General features: G+C 74.2%; 14 protein-coding genes. 5 read left to right on the forward strand and 9 right to left on the reverse strand.

Features of this window, described 5'->3' with window-relative positions:
- Nucleotides 1–85: 85 nt before the first annotated feature.
- Genes FHL80_RS06235 through FHL80_RS06250 form a run of 4 tightly spaced genes read right to left on the reverse strand, consistent with a single transcriptional unit; the run spans nucleotide 86 to nucleotide 4,035 of the window.
- Nucleotides 86–1,045, reverse strand: a complete 960-nt coding sequence (locus FHL80_RS06235; RefSeq protein ID WP_246078496.1) for an ABC transporter substrate-binding protein — start codon at nucleotides 1,043–1,045, stop codon at nucleotides 86–88.
- A gap of 20 nt (nucleotides 1,046–1,065) precedes the next feature.
- Nucleotides 1,066–2,172 carry an ABC transporter permease gene (locus FHL80_RS06240; RefSeq protein WP_138732589.1) on the reverse strand — a complete coding sequence of 369 codons (1,107 nt, stop codon included), beginning with the start codon at nucleotides 2,170–2,172 and terminating at the stop codon, nucleotides 1,066–1,068.
- The gene (locus tag FHL80_RS06245; protein WP_138732590.1) at nucleotides 2,169–2,927 is read right to left on the reverse strand and encodes an ATP-binding cassette domain-containing protein; all 759 of its coding nucleotides are present in this window, start codon (nucleotides 2,925–2,927) and stop codon (nucleotides 2,169–2,171) included. Before FHL80_RS06245 ends, FHL80_RS06240 begins: the two co-directional genes overlap by 4 nt.
- Before the next feature lie 28 nt (nucleotides 2,928–2,955).
- Nucleotides 2,956–4,035, reverse strand: coding sequence for a LacI family DNA-binding transcriptional regulator (locus FHL80_RS06250; RefSeq protein WP_216870483.1), 1,080 nt, complete (start codon nucleotides 4,033–4,035; stop codon nucleotides 2,956–2,958).
- A gap of 275 nt (nucleotides 4,036–4,310) precedes the next feature.
- Here FHL80_RS06250 and FHL80_RS06255 point away from each other — a divergent pair, with 275 nt between their 5' ends.
- Nucleotides 4,311–5,567: an AGE family epimerase/isomerase gene (locus FHL80_RS06255; protein ID WP_138732592.1), complete on the forward strand. Its 1,257-nt coding sequence runs from the start codon at nucleotides 4,311–4,313 to the stop codon at nucleotides 5,565–5,567.
- Nucleotides 5,568–5,571: 4 nt separating this feature from the next.
- Here the strand turns inward: FHL80_RS06255 and FHL80_RS06260 are convergent, their stop codons facing one another.
- The gene (locus tag FHL80_RS06260) at nucleotides 5,572–6,405 is read right to left on the reverse strand and encodes a class II fructose-bisphosphate aldolase (RefSeq protein WP_138732593.1); all 834 of its coding nucleotides are present in this window, start codon (nucleotides 6,403–6,405) and stop codon (nucleotides 5,572–5,574) included.
- Between the two features lie 130 nt (nucleotides 6,406–6,535).
- Here FHL80_RS06260 and FHL80_RS06265 point away from each other — a divergent pair, with 130 nt between their 5' ends.
- The 4 genes from FHL80_RS06265 to FHL80_RS06280 all read left to right on the forward strand — a co-directional run bounded on the left by FHL80_RS06265 (nucleotide 6,536) and on the right by FHL80_RS06280 (nucleotide 10,526).
- Complete coding sequence (locus tag FHL80_RS06265; protein ID WP_138732594.1) at nucleotides 6,536–7,504, forward strand: 1-phosphofructokinase family hexose kinase; 969 nt, start codon at nucleotides 6,536–6,538, stop codon at nucleotides 7,502–7,504.
- Nucleotides 7,501–8,889, forward strand: coding sequence for an FGGY-family carbohydrate kinase (locus FHL80_RS06270; protein WP_138732595.1), 1,389 nt, complete (start codon nucleotides 7,501–7,503; stop codon nucleotides 8,887–8,889). Before FHL80_RS06265 ends, FHL80_RS06270 begins: the two co-directional genes overlap by 4 nt.
- Nucleotides 8,890–8,984: 95 nt before the next feature.
- Nucleotides 8,985–9,752, forward strand: a complete 768-nt coding sequence (locus FHL80_RS06275) for an SDR family NAD(P)-dependent oxidoreductase (RefSeq protein WP_216870484.1) — start codon at nucleotides 8,985–8,987, stop codon at nucleotides 9,750–9,752.
- A 30-nt stretch (nucleotides 9,753–9,782) separates the two neighbouring features.
- On the forward strand, nucleotides 9,783–10,526 hold the full coding sequence (locus FHL80_RS06280; protein ID WP_138732596.1) for an SDR family oxidoreductase: 744 nt from the start codon (nucleotides 9,783–9,785) through the stop codon (nucleotides 10,524–10,526).
- A 49-nt stretch (nucleotides 10,527–10,575) separates the two neighbouring features.
- On the opposite strand, the gene FHL80_RS06285 is transcribed toward FHL80_RS06280, so the two are convergent.
- The 4 genes from FHL80_RS06285 to FHL80_RS06300 form a co-directional block, all read right to left on the reverse strand.
- Nucleotides 10,576–11,532, reverse strand: coding sequence for a VWA domain-containing protein (locus FHL80_RS06285; protein ID WP_138732597.1), 957 nt, complete (start codon nucleotides 11,530–11,532; stop codon nucleotides 10,576–10,578).
- Entirely contained in the window at nucleotides 11,529–12,506 is a 978-nt protein-coding gene (locus tag FHL80_RS06290) for a DUF58 domain-containing protein (protein ID WP_138732598.1), read from the reverse strand. The genes FHL80_RS06285 and FHL80_RS06290 overlap by 4 nt, the downstream gene beginning before the upstream one ends.
- Nucleotides 12,503–13,774: an AAA family ATPase gene (locus FHL80_RS06295; RefSeq protein ID WP_138732599.1), complete on the reverse strand. Its 1,272-nt coding sequence runs from the start codon at nucleotides 13,772–13,774 to the stop codon at nucleotides 12,503–12,505. The genes FHL80_RS06290 and FHL80_RS06295 overlap by 4 nt, the downstream gene beginning before the upstream one ends.
- Nucleotides 13,775–13,975: 201 nt before the next feature.
- Nucleotides 13,976–15,448 carry a C40 family peptidase gene (locus FHL80_RS06300; RefSeq protein ID WP_246078497.1) on the reverse strand — a complete coding sequence of 491 codons (1,473 nt, stop codon included), beginning with the start codon at nucleotides 15,446–15,448 and terminating at the stop codon, nucleotides 13,976–13,978.
- Nucleotides 15,449–15,545 lie beyond the last annotated feature (97 nt).

Genomic DNA, 15,545 nt, shown 5'->3' on the forward strand with positions numbered 1-15,545 from the left:
GTCACCGGTGACATGGCACGCTCTCCGGACACGACCGACGCCCCGCTCCCGGAGGGGAACGGGGCGCCGGTGGTCGTGCGGCGGATCAGCAGTCGGACTTGTAGAGCGCGTCCTGGTTGTCGGCCAGGTTGTCCTTCGTGATGATCGTGAAGCCGGTCTGGATCTCGGCCTCGGGCTCCTCGCCGTTGAGCGAGGCGACGACCTGCTCGAGGCCCTGCTTCCCGATCTCCGCCGGCTGCTGGGCGATCAGGGCCTGGACGGTGCCGTTCTCCAGCGCCTCGACCTGGGCCGGGCCGGCGTCGAAGCCGACGACGGTCACCTGTTCCTGGGCACCGGCCTGGCGCAGGCCGGTCGCGGCGCCCTCGGCGGCGAACAGGTTGGTGCCGAAGATGCCGATCAGGTCCGGGGTGGACTGCAGCGTCGAGGTGACGATGCGGGCACCCTCGGCCGGGTCGTTCTGCGCGTACTGGGTGGGCAGGGCGGTGAACTTCGGGTCTGCCTCCAGGGCGTCGAGGAAGCCCTTGATGCGCGCCTCGTTGGTGCTGATCCCCGGCTCGTGCCCGACCACGAGCACCGTGCCGCCGTCGGGGTTGGCCTCCTGGATGGCCTGGAACGCCGCGGCGCCGCCGCCCTCGTTGTCCGAGGCGACCTGGGTGACCGCCATGGACGGGTCCTCCAGCGTGGTGTCCACCAGTCCGACGGTGATCCCGGCGTCGGCGGCGGCCTTGAGCGGCCGGTTCATGGCGGTGACGTCGGTCGGGGCGATGAGCAGCCCGTCGGGTGCGCTGGCCACGACGCTGTCCACGATCGGGGTCTGCAGGGCCGGGTCGAACTGCTGGGCGCCCTGGGTCTCGACCGTGACGCCCAGGTCCTCGGCCGCGGCCTCGATCCCGCACTGCATGGTGATGTAGAACTCGTCGCCGGCCACGCCCTGGATGAAGGCGACCTCGTAGTTGTCCGAGCCGCCACCTCCGCCGCCACCGCTGTCGTCGTCGCTGCCGCCGCACGCGGCGAGCGCGAGAGCCAGGGCCGAGACGGCGGCCACCTTCGCAGAGCTCGTTCGGTTCACTGTGTTTCCTTTCGACGTGCCCCAGCAGGGCGGGAGAACCGGGAGGAGAGAGGACGTCGACTGCTCGCGCCACGCGCGGCCGAGGCGCGGCGGACCTGGTCGACGTAGACGGCGGCGATGAGGAACGCCCCGACGACGACCTGCTGCCAGAACGGCTGGACGCCCATGATCACGAAGCCGTTCTGCAGGACGGCCGGGATGAAGAGGCCGACGACGGTGCCGGCGATCGTGCCGATCCCGCCGAAGAGGCTGGTGCCACCGATCACGACGCCGGCGATGACGTTGAGTGCGGTGTTCGACTGGCCCGCGATCGTGGTCGACGCGAAGAACGCGAGGTTCAGGATCCCGGCCAGCCCGGCGCAGAAGCCGGCCAGCGTGTAGATGAGGATCAGGTGCCGGTCGACGCGGACCCCGGCGCGCCGGGCCGCCTCGTCGTTGGAGCCGACGGCGTAGGTGTAGCGGCCGAACCGCGTGCGGTGCAGCAGCACGGCACCGAGCACGACGACCACCAGCGCGATGAGCGACAGGTACGGGATCTGCCCGAACAGCCGCCCGAAGCCGATGTTGTCGGTCAGCACCGTGGGGGCGCCGCGGACGTCGATGCCACCGGTGATGATCTGGGCCCCGCCCAGCGCCATGCCGAGCGCGCCCAGCGTGACGATCAACGGCGGCACCTTCGCCTTCGCGATGAGCACGCCGTTGAACAGGCCCCAGAGGATGCCGGCTCCGCACGCGACCAGGGCACCGATCACCGCAACCCCGACGCCCTCGCCGCCGAGCTTCTCCATCGTCTTGGCCGCCACGACGCCGCTGAACACGAGCACGCTGCCGACGGACAGGTCGATGCCGCCGGTGACGATCACGAACGTCATGGCCACGCCGATGATCGCCAGGATCGAGACGTTGACGACGATGTTGCGGATGTTGTTCACCGACAGGAACGCGTCGGGCTCGGCGATGCTGAACAGGATCACCAGGATGAGCAGCACGCCGAGGATCTGGACGGCCTGGGCACCCAGCAACCGCTGCAGCGGGGTCTTCGGACGCTCCTCGTCGGCCGGCGCGGGCCCGGCAGCCTGCTGCCGGCCGGTCACGGTGGTCACGCCGCCTCCTGGCTGATCGCGCCGGTCATGGCCCCCACCAGTTCCTCCATCGAGGTCTTCTTCGCGTCGTAGGTCGCCACCCGCCGGCCCAGCCGCAGCACCTGGATGCGGTCGGCCACCTCGATCACGTGCGGCATCGAGTGGCTGATGAAGACGACGGCGATGCCGCGGTCCCGCACCCGCCGGATCAGGTCCAGCACGTTGCGGGTCTGCACGACGCCGAGTGCCGCGGTGGGCTCGTCCAGGAAGATCACCCGACTGGCCCATGCGGCGGCGCGGGCGACGGCGATCTGCTGGCGCTGACCGCCGGACATCGACCCGACCGGCGCGGCGAAGTCGCGCACCGTGGCGCCGAGGTCGGTGAACGCCGTGCGGGTGTGCTCCTTCATCTCGGCGTGGTCCATGAACCCCAGCCGACCCATCAGGCCGGCCTTCATGACCTCCCGGCCCAGGTACATGTTCTGCACCGGGTCCAGGTGCGGCGCGAGCGCCAGGTCCTGGTAGACGGTCTCGATGCCGAGCGCCCGGGCCGCGGTCGGGGTGTCGATGGTGACCGGCTTGCCGTCGCTGAGCAGCTCGCCCGAGTCGACCGCCAGCGAGCCCGACAGCGCCTTGACCAGGGTGCTCTTGCCGGCGCCGTTGTCGCCGATGAGCGCGACGACCTCACCGGGGTCCACGTCGAAGTCGGCGCCGTCGAGGGCACGTACGTGCCCGAACTCGCGTCGGAGACCCCGGGCCTCGAGGGCGGGGGTCACCGCACCTGCTCCTGTCCCTGTGACGACGTCATGGTCGACGCCCTCCTTCCACTCCGTGGTGTGCCATGTCCTGCTCCCTGTCGGTGGCCAGGACCTCGTCCTGGCCGAGCTCTCGGTCCCGACCCGTCCCGCCGGGCGGGGACAGCTCGCCGGACCCCCGCGGCACCAGCCGAAAGGGCACGATCACGGTCTCGGCGGCGGCGTCGAGGTCCTCCAGCCGGCGGAACAGGCGCTCCGCGGCGGCCCGGCCGATGACCTCCGGGTCGTGGTCGATGACCGTCACCGCCGGCACCAGCGAGTCGGCCATCGGGAAGTCGTCGAAGCTCACCACCGCCACGTCGGTGCGGCCGCTGCTGTGCAGCAGCGGCACCAGGCCCAGCGAGCAGCGCATGTTCGAGGAGAAGACAGCCGTGGGCGGCCGCTCACCGCCGAGGAGCTGCTCGGCGGCCGAGCGCGCCTCCCCGGCGGAGCCGGCGCCCACGGCCACCAGCGACTCGTCGGCGTCCAGGCCGTGCCGTGCCAGCGCCCGGCGGTAGCCGGCCAGCCGCAGTCGCGTCGTGGGGTTGCGCAGCTCGGAGCCGAGGAAGGCGATCCGGCGGTGGCCGTGGTCGATCAGGTGGCCCGTCGCCATCTCCCCGGCGGCGAGGTCGTCGACCAGGACGGCGTCGCTGACGATCCCCTCGGGGAGCCGGTCGACGAACACGACCGGGGTGCGCTGCCGTGCGCCGGCCAGGTAGCCGTGGTCCTGCGCCATCGGGGCCACGATGAGCCCGGCGACCTGGCGGACGAGCAGGCTCTCCACGACGAGCGACTCCCGCTCGGGCACCTGGTTGCCGACGCTGGAGACCATCACCGCCAGGCCCCGCTCGTGCGCCGCCTGCTCGACGGAACTGGTGAGCCGGGCGAAGAACGGGTCGGCCAGGCTCTCCACCACGAGGCCGATCACGTCGGCGCGGCCGACCCGGAGCGACCGGGCCACCAGGTTCGGCTGGAAGCCGAGCTCGGTGATGGCCTGCTGCACCCGGGCTCGCGTGGTCGGGGTGACGTGGTCGGCGCCGTTCACCACCCGGGAGACGGTCTTCGCGCTCACGTCGGCGAGGACCGCCACGTCACGCAGCGTGACGCGCTCAGGCACCGGAGCCCCGGACGGACACCGTCGCAGGACCGTCGCCGGGGAGGCGAGGAGACCTGCGGGGACCGGACACGGCACGCACCTTTGCGAGTCGGCTGAGCGCCACCAGAGTGACGTGGGTCATGGAACAGCGACGTTGTCATCGATGTCAAGCCACTGGGCCACAGCCGAGACACAGTCGTTGTGAACGGCTAACGTCCCATCCCTCAGCGCTGCGGCGGGTCTCCCGACCGCTTCCCGAAGGAGGACCCATGACGTCGACCGGTGACTCCCCGCAGTCCGGCCACTGGACCTCGGTCGCGAGCCACCGCGCCTGGCTGGACGGCGAGGCCGACCGGCTGCTGTCCTTCGCCGAGGGCGCCGGCACCGGTCCCGCGCCCGGGTTCGCCTGGCTCGACGACGACGGCCGGCCCGACCCGACCCAGGCCCCGCAGCTGTGGATCACCGCCCGGATGACGCACGTCTTCGCCCTCGCCTGCCTGCGCGGGCGGCCGGGTGCCGGGCCGCTGGTCGACCGTGGGCTGGCCGCGCTGACCGGGCCGTTCCAGGACACCGAGCACGGCGGCTGGTTCTCCTCGCTGACCGGCGACGGAGCGCCGGCGGCCACGGACAAGTCCGCCTACGACCACGCCTTCGTCGTCCTCGCCGCGGCCAGCGCCACCGCAGCGGGGCGGCCGGGCGCCGCTGAGCTGCTGCAGCAGGCGCTCGACGTGGTGGAGCAGCACTTCTGGCGGGACGCCGAGGGCCGGAGCGTGGAGAGCTGGGACCGCACCTGGGCGGAGCTGGAGCCCTACCGGGGCGCGAACAGCAACATGCACACCGTCGAGGCCTTCCTCACCGCCGCCGCGGTGACCGGCGACGACCGGTGGCTGACCCGGGCCACCAGCATCGTCGAGCTGCTCGTGCACACGGCCGCCAGGGACAACGGCTGGCGCCTCCCCGAGCACTTCGACCCGGAGTGGCGGTCCCTGCCGGACTACAACGCCGATCGCAAGAACGACAAGTTCCGCCCCTACGGGTCCACCCCCGGGCACTGGCTGGAGTGGTCACGCCTGCTGCTCCACCTGGAGGCGGCCCTGGGTGCCGACGCCCCGGAGTGGCTGCTGGACGACGCCCGCAGCCTGTTCGGCGCCGCGGTGGAGGTCGGCTGGGCTCCCGACGGCGAGTCCGGGTTCGTCTACACCCTGGACTGGTCGGACCGGCCGGTCGTGGCCTCCCGGCTGCACTGGGTGCTCACCGAGGCCATCGGCGCGGCGGCGGTGCTGGTCCGGCGCACCGGTGAGCCCGAGTACGAGCACTGGTACCGGACCTTCTGGGACGAGGCCGCCGTCCGCTTCCTCGACCGGGACCGGGGCAGCTGGGTGCACGAGCTGCCGGTCGGGGACGCGGACCCGGTCTGGTCGGGCAAGCCGGACGTCTACCACGCCTACCAGGCCACGCTCCTGCCGCAGCTGCCGCTGTCGCCGGTGCTCGCCGCCGCACTGCGGCAGTCCCTCGGCGATGGCTGACCGGTCAGCCGGCGAGCAGCCGGACCAGCCGCTCGACCTCGCGCGCGGTCGCCGTCCGGGCCGCGCCGAGGTACTTCCGAGGGTCGACCAGCGCGGGGTCGCCGGCGAGGGCCTCCCGGACCTGGGCGGTGAACGTGCCGTTCAGGTGGGTCGAGATGTTGATCTTCGTCATGCCGGCCGCGACGGCCTCGCGGAGGTGGTCGTCCGGCACGCCCGAGGAGCCGTGCAGCACCAGCGGCACGGGTACGGCGTCCCGGATGGCGCTGACCAGCGCGAGGTCGAGCTGCGCGGTCCGCGTGGTCATGGCGTGCGAGCTGCCGACCGCCACCGCGACCGCGTCGATGCCGGTGGCTGCCACGAACTCGGCGGCGTCCTCCGGCCGGGTCCGGACGCCCGGGGCGTGGACCCCGTCCTTGCCCCCGATCTCGCCGATCTCGGCCTCGACCGAGACGCCGAGGGCGTGCGCCCGCTCGACCACGCCGCGAGTGGCCGCGAGGTTCTCCTCGACGGCCAGCGTCGAGCCGTCGTACATCACCGAGGTGAAGCCCAGCGCCAGGGCCTGCGCCACGAGCTCGAGGTCGGTGGCGTGGTCCAGGTGCACCACCACCGGCACCGCGGCCGCGTCGGCGATCTCCAGCATCGCTCGGCCGATCGGCGCCAGCGAGCCGTGGTAGCGCACGGCGTTCTCGCTCACCTGGAGCACCGTGGCCCGGCCGGCGGCCTCGGCCCCGGCGACGATGGCCTCGGCGTGCTCGAGCTGGATGACGTTGAACGCCCCGAGCCCGCTGCCCGCCTGCTGCGCCGCGGTCAGGACGTCGGTCAGTGCTGCGCGTGCCACGGCGTGCTCCTCGGGTCGGCGGTCCTCCGGACACCGTCGCGAGTCGTGGGCGGCCCCGGACCGGCGGCGAAGGTAGCAGCAGCACAGCGCCGGCCCGCACACCGCAGCGCCCGCCGTACCAGGAGGACCCGTGCCCGCACCCCCCGCTGAGCCGACCGTCCACGTCGTCAGCCCGAACCCCGCGCAGGACCGCCTCCAGGTCGTGCCGCGGCTGGTGGTCGGCGGCGTCCACCGCGCCACCGAGGTCGTCAGCCGGCCCGGCGGCAAGGGCATGATCGTCGCCCGCGGGGTGGTGCGGCTCGGCGGCCGCGCGGCGCTGCACGGCTTCGTCGGCGGGTCCGTCGGCGCGCAGATCTCGGCCGGGTGCCGCGAGCTCGGCATCGTCGACCGGCACGTCCCGATCGCCGGGGAGACCCGGGTGACCACGGTGATCGTCGACCAGGCCTCGGGTGGGTCGACGGTCGTCAACGAACCCGGTCCGGAGGTGACCGCAGCCGACGTGGACGCCCTCGTCGACGGGCTGCTGGCCGCCGTGCAGCCCGGTGACCTGGTCGTGTGCACCGGCAGCCTGCCGCGCGGGGTCCCGGCGGACCTGTACGCCCGGTGCATGCGGGCGCTCCGCGGACGCGAGGTGGTGACCCTCGTCGACACCTCCGGGCCGGGCCTGGCGCCCGCGGTCCGGGCCGGTCCCGACGTGCTGAAGGTGAACGAGGATGAGCTCCGCGCCGACGGCGGTCTCGCCGACCCGGCGGAGGACGTCGACCTCCCGACCCTGATGGAGCGGGCGCTGCACGCCGGCGCCGCGGCGGTGGTCATCACCCGCGGGGCGGCGGGGCTGTCCTACCGGTCGGCCACCGAGGCGTGGGACGTGGCCAGCCCGTCGGTGCCGGTGGTCAACGCGACGGGCTCCGGGGACATGATGCTGGCCGGGTTCGCCACGGCCCTGGCGCGCGGGGACGACCGCGCGACGGCGTTGCGCACCGGCGCAGCGGCCGGCGCCGCGAACGCCGCCCGGCTGGAGCCGGACATCAGCGGCACCGCGGTGGACGAGCTCGTGGCCGGCGCTGTGGCCACCGCCGTCCCGGAGGTGCGCGCGTGACCGCCACCTTCCTCGGCATCGACGTGGGCACGACCCGCATCAAGGCGGTGCTGCTCGAGGCCGACGGCGGCACCGTCCTCGCCGCGGCCGCCGCGCCGACACCCCAGGGCGACGCCGGCGGGATTGCGGTCCACTCCCCCGGGGCGGTCCGCGACGTGGCCGTCTACGCCGCCCGCCGCGCCCTGGCCGACGCCGACCCGGAGGCGCGGGCCGCGCTCGGCGGCATCGGCGTGACGTCAGTGGGCGAGGAGGCCGTGCTGCTCGACGCCGCGGGCCGGCCGGTCGGCGACGTGCCCACCTGGTTCTCCGGCGTCGGGCACGCCCCGGCCCGGGAGCACGCCGCCGAGCTGGACCGCCGGGCACCGGTCACCGGCCTCCGGCACCCCGAGTACACGGTCCACACGCTCGCCTGGTGGGCGCACCACCGCCCCGCCCAGGCGCGGGCCGCCGTCACGCTCACCGACCTCGGCAGCTGGTTGCTGTCGTCCCTCGGCCCCGGCGACCTCGTGATGGACCACTCGCACGCGTCCCGGACCGGCCTGTTCGACGCGCCGACCCGGTCCTGGCGGGCCGAGGGGCTGGCCGTCGTCGGCACCGGCCACCTGGCCCTGCCCCGGCTGGTGCCCTCGGGGACCGTGATCGGGCAGCTGGGGGCGGAGGCGGCCGCGCAACTGGGCGTCGCGGCCGGGGTCCCGCTGGTCAGCGGCGGTCACGACCACTTCTGCGGTGCGCTCGCCGCCGGCGCCCGCTCCCCCGGCGACCTGTTCATCTCGGCGGGCACCTCCGAGGCGCACCTGCTGGTGACCGACTCCCTGGACCCCGTGGCGACGGCGGACAGCGAGGTCGGCTGCTTCGTCACCGACGGGCTGTTCTACCTGCACGCCGCGGTGCCCTCCGGCGGGCTCTACCTGACCTGGACGCGGCTGCTGGGGCTGGACCCCGCCGCGCCGCTGGACACCCTGCTCGACGGGGAGCCGGTGGGCAGCCGCGGCGTCCGCGGGACGATCAGGGACGACCGCCGGCTCGACCTCGCCGGCCTGCCCCTCGACGTCGCCCCGGCCACCCTGCTGCGCGCGCTCATGGAGGCCACCGCCGTGGCGTCCCGGGACCTCACCCGCGCGCTGAGCAGCACCGCCGGCCGGGAGGTCACCCAGCGCCTCGTGGCCGGCCGGCCCACCGAGTCGGTCACCTGGCGGGAGATCCGGACGGCGGTCGGCGACGGTGCCGCGGCGTTCGTCGACGCGGAGGAGGCCACCGCGCTCGGGGCGGCCCACCTGGCCGTGCGCGCGGTGACCGGCACCCTGCCGCCACCGGTCCCCCGCCGCCGTCCCGACCCCGAGCTGCCGCCGGACCGCCGGGACGAGTACCGGCGGGTGTTCGGCTGACGCCCGCGCCCGACCGGGGCTGCGCACGTCGGGCTCCGTCGTTAGGTTCGCCGGGACGGGCGGCACGCCGGGGTGCCGCCGAGGAGGGAGCAGCCGTGTTCGAGGACCTCGACGGCCGGGTCGCGGTGGTCACCGGGGGTGCTCGGGGCCTCGGTCTCACCATGGCCCGCGCGCTGGCCCGTTGCGGGGTGCGCCCGGCGTTGCTCGACGTCCTGCCGGAGGTCGGGGAGAGCGCGGCGGCTCTGCAGGCGGAGACCGGCAGCCCGTCGGTCGGCATCACCGCCGACGTCACCGACGAGCGGAGCGTCGCCGACGCCTTCGCCGAGGTGGAGCGGGCGCTCGGCAGCCCGACCATCGGGGTCAACGCAGCCGGCGTCACCGTCTGGGAGGACAGCATCGACGCGCCGCTGGCGTCCTGGCGGCGGGTCATCGACATCAACCTCACCGGCACGTTCCTGTGCTGCCAGGCGCTCGCCCGGGCCGCCCGCAACGCCGGTCAGCGAGCCGCGATCGTGAACGTCTCGTCGATGTCCGGCTCCGTCGTCAACGTCCCCCAGCACCAGGCGTCGTACAACACGTCCAAGGCCGGGGTCGACATGCTGACGAGGACGCTGGCCGTGGAGTGGGCCCCGCTGGGCATCCGGGTCAACGCGATCGCCCCCGGTTACATGCTCTCGGACATGACCCGGCAGTTCACCGACGCCAACCCCGACCTGGCCCGCCGGTGGACCGACATGATCCCCGCCGGGCGGATGGGCGAGCCCGCCGACCTCGAGGCGCTCGTCGTCCTGCTGTGCTCCGACCGGTCGTCGTACCTGGTGGGCCAGAGCATCGTCATCGACGGCGCCTACACGGCGGTCTGACCCGCGCCCTGCTGACCCCCGAGGAGCGTCATGACCACCGCACCAGCCGAGGAGCCGACCGGTCCGCGCGTGGCCCTGGTGACCGGGGCCAGCTCCGGCATCGGCCTGGCCATCGCCCGCTCGCTCTCGCAGGCGGGCGCGCACGTCGTCCTGACCGCCCGGTCGGCGGACCGCCTGGAGGCGGCCGCTGCCGGACTGCCGGGCCCGAGCGCCGTCCTCCCGGCCGACGTGAGCGAGCCCGGTGCGGGTGCTCGGATCGTCGAGGCCACCCTGGCCCGGCACGGCCGGCTCGACGTCCTCGTCGCGAACGCCGGGGTCTACCTGCAGGGTGACGTCTGGGAGAACGAGGCCGGCCAGCTCGAGCGGTTGATCAGCACGAACGTCACCGGGGTGCTGGGCGCGGTGCACGCGGCGCTGCCGGGGATGATCGCGCAGGGGGCCGGTGACGTCGTGGTGACCAGTTCGGTCTCCGGCCACCAGGCGATCCCGTGGGAGCCGGTCTACTCGGCGTCGAAGCACGCGCTGCAGGCGTTCGTGCACGGCGTCCGGCAGCAGCTGGTCGGCACCGGCGTGCGGATCATGTCGGTCGCCCCCGGGGTCGTGCTCAACGACCTGTGGGCGGTGGCCGACGAGGACCAGGTCGCCGACGGTGTCACCGCCGGCACCGGCATGCGCTCCGAGGACGTCGCGGACGCCGTCGAGTTCATGCTCAGCCGGCCCCGGCACGTCACGGTGCGCGACCTGGTGCTCCTGCCGACCAACCAGCCGATCTGACCGCACCGCCGTTCCGCCGAAGGCACGCCTTCGGCGGGACGGCGCAACCTCAGAGCAGCCGGTTGGTCCAGAGCAGCGAGGCCACGATGCCGAGGAAGGCGAACAGCAGCCCGCCGCGGACGAACCACGGGCTGATGTCGTGCGGCTCGCTGGTGTACCCGATCTGGCTGCCCAGGTCCTCGTACACCTGCTCCAGCTCCTTGGCGGTGGCCGCCTCGCTGTAGCTGCCGCCGGTGTCGTCGGCGATCTGCTCGAGCGTGGAACGGTCCACCGGCACCGGGACGGTCTCGCCGTTGAGGTCGAGGGTGCCGTAGTCGGTGCCGAACGCGATGGTCGACACCGGCACCTGCGCGGCGTTGGCCGCGTCGACCGCCTGGGTCGCCTCCCGGCCGACGGTGCTGTACCCGTCGGACAGCAGCACGATCCGGGCCGGGGGCAGCTCCTCCCCCGCCGAGTCCAGCGTCGACTGGAAGTTCGTGATCGCGGTCAGCGAGGTGAAGACGGCGTCCCCGATGGCGGTCGCCTCGGCCAGCTGCAGGTTGTCGATGGCGGTGCGCACCTCGTCCCGGTCGGTGGTCGGGGTGACCAGCGTGCTCGCCGTCCCGGCGAAGGACACCAGCCCGAGGTTGATCCGGGCGGGCAGCACCTCGACGAACTCCTTGGCCGCGACCTGCATCGCCGAGAACCGGTCCGGCTCGATGTCGGTGGCCTGCATGGACAGCGAGACGTCGACGGCCATGATCACCGTCGCCCGCTCCCGGGGCACCCGGATCTCGGTGCTCGGGGCGGCCAGCGACACCACCAGCACGCCCAGCCCGAGGCAGACCAGCCCGAACGCCACGTGCCGCCGCCAGCCGGCCCGCTTCGGCACCAGCGAGCCGAGCAGCGCCACGTTGGTGAACCGCGCCGCGTACCGGGCCCGGCGCAGCTGCAGCAGGACGTACAACCCGGCGAGCGCGACGACGGCGATCAGGGCCAGCAGCCACCAGGGCGACTGGAAGGTCATCGGGACGCTCCCCCGCTGCCGGCACGCCGGCGGTCGGCGACGAAACGGACCACGTCGGCCAGCCAGTCACGGTCGGTCTGCAGCCGCAGGTGCCCGGCGCCGGCCCGGCGCAGCGACGCGGCGATCTCCTGACGCTGTGCGGCCGCGCCCTCGGCGAACCGGCGACGGACGTCGGCGTTCCCGGTGGGCACCTCCAGCGTCTGCCCGGACTCCGGGTCCACGACGGTCAGCAGCCCGACGTCGGCCAGCTCCAGCTCCCGCGGGTCGACCACCTCGATCGCCAGCAGGTCCTGCCGGGTGGACAGGCCGCGCAGCGGGCGCTCCCAGTCCGCGTCGCCGAGGAAGTCGGAGATCACCACGACCAGTCCGCGGCGCCGCGGCGGCCGGCGCAACGACTCCAGGGCGGCGGCCAGGTCGCCGCGGCGGCCGCCCGCGGCCCGGGGGGTGGCGACGACCTCGCGCAGCAACCGGTCGGCGGCCAGCCGCCCCGCCGTCGCCGGGTAGCGGTCCACCCGCTCGCCGGTGGTGACGACGGCGCCCAGCCGGTTGCCGCCCCGCACGGTGAGGTGGCTGACGGCGGCGAGCCCGGCGATCGCCAGGTCACGCTTCTCGCAGTTCGCGGTGCCGAAGTCCAGGCTCGCCGACAGGTCCAGCACCGCCCAGGTCTCCAGCTCCCGGTCGGCGATGGTCTCCCGCACGTGCGGCACCTGGGTGCGTGCGGTCACCGGCCAGTCCATCCGCCGGACGTCGTCGCCCGGGTGGTAGCTGCGGGCGTCGCCGGCCTCGCTGCCCGAGCCCGGCACCAGCCCCAGGTGGTCGCCCTGCAGCAGCCCGTCCAGCCGCCGACGGACGGTGAGCTCCAGCCGGCGCAGCAGCACCTCCGCCGAGCTGCCCGCGCCGAAGTGCGGGGGCGCGCCGTCCTCGGCCGGGCGGTCCGGCGTCCACCCGTCCGGCTGCTCCTCGGGTCCGGTCACACCGGGTGCGGCCCGGAGCCGCCGTCCGGGCGCTCCGCGTGCGAGGCCACGGTCGACCCGGTGCCCGGCTGCCCGGCGGGCGGACCGTACGGGTTCGGCTGGCCGAACGGGGGCTGGCCCTGCGGCTGGCCGGGCTGCGGACCGAAGGGCCCGTAGTGACCCTGCGGCTGACCGGTGGGTGCGCCGAACGGCCCGCCGCCGAAGCCGGGGACCACCGGACCGCCCGGGCTGCCGGGGCCGAAGCCACCGGACCGCTGGCGCGGGGTGACCTGCGGCAGCGGGACGCTCTCCACGACCCGGCGCACGATGTGGTCGGCCGGCACCCCGTCGGCCAGCGCGTCGTAGCTGAGCACCAGCCGGTGCCGCAGCACGTCGGCGGTGATGTCCAGGACGTCCTGCGGCAGCACGTAGTCACGGCCGCGGATGAGGGCCAGCGCGCGGCCGGCCGCGATCAGGCCGAGCGAGGCACGCGGGCTCGCGCCGTAGGCGACCCAGCCGGCGACGTCGGTCATGCCGTGCTCGCGCGGGGTCCGGGTGGCCACCACCAACCGGACGACGTAGTCGACGAGCGCGTGGTGGACGAAGACCTCCGAGGCCGTGCGCTGCAACCGGCGGACGTCGTCCGGGCCGAGCACCGTCTGCGCCTCCGGGGGCGTGGAGCCCATCCGGTAGATGATCTCCCGCTCCTCCTCGGGTGAGGGGTAGTCCACCAGGATCTTGAGCAGGAAGCGGTCGCGCTGGGCCTCGGGCAGCGGGTAGACGCCCTCGTTCTCGATCGGGTTCTGGGTGGCCAGCACGAGGAACGGGTCGGGCAGCGGGTGGGTGACCCCGCCGATGGAGACCTGGCGCTCGGCCATGACCTCCAGCAGGGCGGACTGCACCTTCGCCGGGGCCCGGTTGATCTCGTCGGCGAGCACGAAGTTGGCGAACACCGGGCCGAGCTCGGTGTCGAAGGCGTCCTGCCCGGCCTTGTAGATCCGGGTGCCGATGATGTCGGCGGGCACCAGGTCCGGGGTGAACTGCAGCCGGGCGAAGTCACCGCCGACGACCTTGGCCAGCGTCCCGACCGCGAGGGTCTTCGCGACGCCGGGCACACCCTCCAGGAGCACGTGCCCGCGGGCGAGCAGGCCGACCAGCATCCGCTCCACGAGCCGGTCCTGACCGACGATCACCCGCTTGATCTCGAACAACGCGCGCTCCAGGCGGGCGGCGTCGACCGACGGCGGGGTGGGCTGATCGGGGACGGGCGGGCTGCTGGCAGCGGTCACACCGACCAGTGTCCTACACCCGGCTGTGCCGGCGGCCGACGTGCGGCGAAGGAGAAATGTCGACCTCCGTCCCCAGCGGTGCGTGGGAACCTGCCCACGGCATCCCGTGGCTGCTAGCCTCATCCCGCGTCGGGCAGCTCCCCCCGTGGCTGCCCGACGCCTACTCCTCCCGGTGACGCTCACCGGGATCCCAGCCCACTGTCAGCCGGTGGGGCGCACGGCACCGAAGTAGTCGTTGCCGTACCACATGTTGCTGATCTTGACGACGTCGCCGCTCTGCGGAGCCTGCACGACCTTGCCGCCGCCCAGGTAGAGGGCCACGTGGTAGATCGAGGTGTAGGAGCTGCCGGTCCCCCAGAACACCAGGTCACCGGCCTGCAGGTCGGCCCGGGCGACCGTGTTGCTGCGGAAGCGGTACCACTGGTCCCGGCTGGTGCCGCCGATCTGGACGCCGGCCCGGGCATAGGCGTACTGGGTCAGGCCCGAGCAGTCGAAGCCCCAGATCGCGGTGTCCGGCGGGATGCCGTAGCTGGGACCGCTGCTGCCGCCGCCACCCCACGAGTAGGGCAGGCCCAGCTGGGTCTTGGCCGCTGCGATCGCGGTCTGCACCACCGAGCCCGAGGGGGCGCCGGCCGTCGTGTCCTGCACCGGCGTCGGCTTCGACGAGCTGCTGGAGCCGGACGACCCGGAGCCCGAGGACGAGCCCGCGGACGAACCCGAGGACGAACCCGCGGACGAGCCGGACGACGAACCCGCGGACGACGAAGCCGCCGACGCGCTGGACGGGCGGGACGCCGGGGTAGAGGCGCTCGCCGACGCGCTCGGGCGGCTCGCCGTGGCCGCCGCCGCTGCCGCGGCTGCGGCCGCCTGCTGCTGGGCGTAGGTCTCGGCCGCGCTGCGCTGGTCCTCGAGGCTGTCGAGGGTCTGCTGCGCGCTGGCCAGCTGGTCCTCGACGGCGTCCTGCTGCTCGGCGAGCGCCGCCTCCTGGCCGCGGGCGGCGATCTCCTGGTCCTGCGCGGTCGCCAGCAGGCTGGCGGCCTCGGCCTTGAGCGTGTCGGCCTGGGTGACGCTCTGCTTCGCGGCCTCGTCGGCCGCGGTGGCCTGCACCTCCAGCACGGTGAGCTGGTGGACGACATCGACCCGCTGCTCCCCCACGGCGTCGAGCAGTGCCGCGCGCTCGATCAGCTCGGCCGGCCCGCCCGAGGTCATCAGCGCCAGGGCGCCGGACGAGGTGCTGCCCTGCTTGTAGCTGTCCCGGGCGAAGCGGGCGACCTCGTCGCGGCCGCCCTGGAGGTCGGCGTCGGCCTGGGCCGCGGCGGCGGCAGCGGTGTCCGCCGCGGCGCGCGCCTCGTCGTAGGCGGACTGCTTTTCCTCGTAGTCCTGCAACGCGATGTTCGCCGCGGCGGAGGCGTCAGCGGCGGCGTCCTGCGCGGCGGCGAGCGCAGCGGTGATCTGCCCGACCTCGGCGGCCGCGGCCTGCCGGGCCTGCTCGGCGGCGCTCAGGTCGGCGTCGCTGGGGTTGACCGGCACCGCCAGGGCCGTGCCCGGCGCGATGCCCAGCCCGGTGGCGACGACGGCGGCGACGCCGACCAGGCGCGTCGTCCACCGCACCCCCGCCCGTCGTCCGTTGGTGCTCGTGGTGGTGCTCGTGGTGGTGCCACCCTGCGTGTCCACTGTTACCCGACTCCTCCGCTGCCGGCGCCGCAGTGCTCAGCGACGCCGGTCTCGACCAGTCCCGGCACACCCGTCGGGGTGCGCTCTCGCGGGGACA

It is taken from the genome of Modestobacter excelsi (assembly GCF_005930495.1).
Classification (GTDB): Bacteria; Actinomycetota; Actinomycetes; order Mycobacteriales; family Geodermatophilaceae; genus Modestobacter; species Modestobacter excelsi.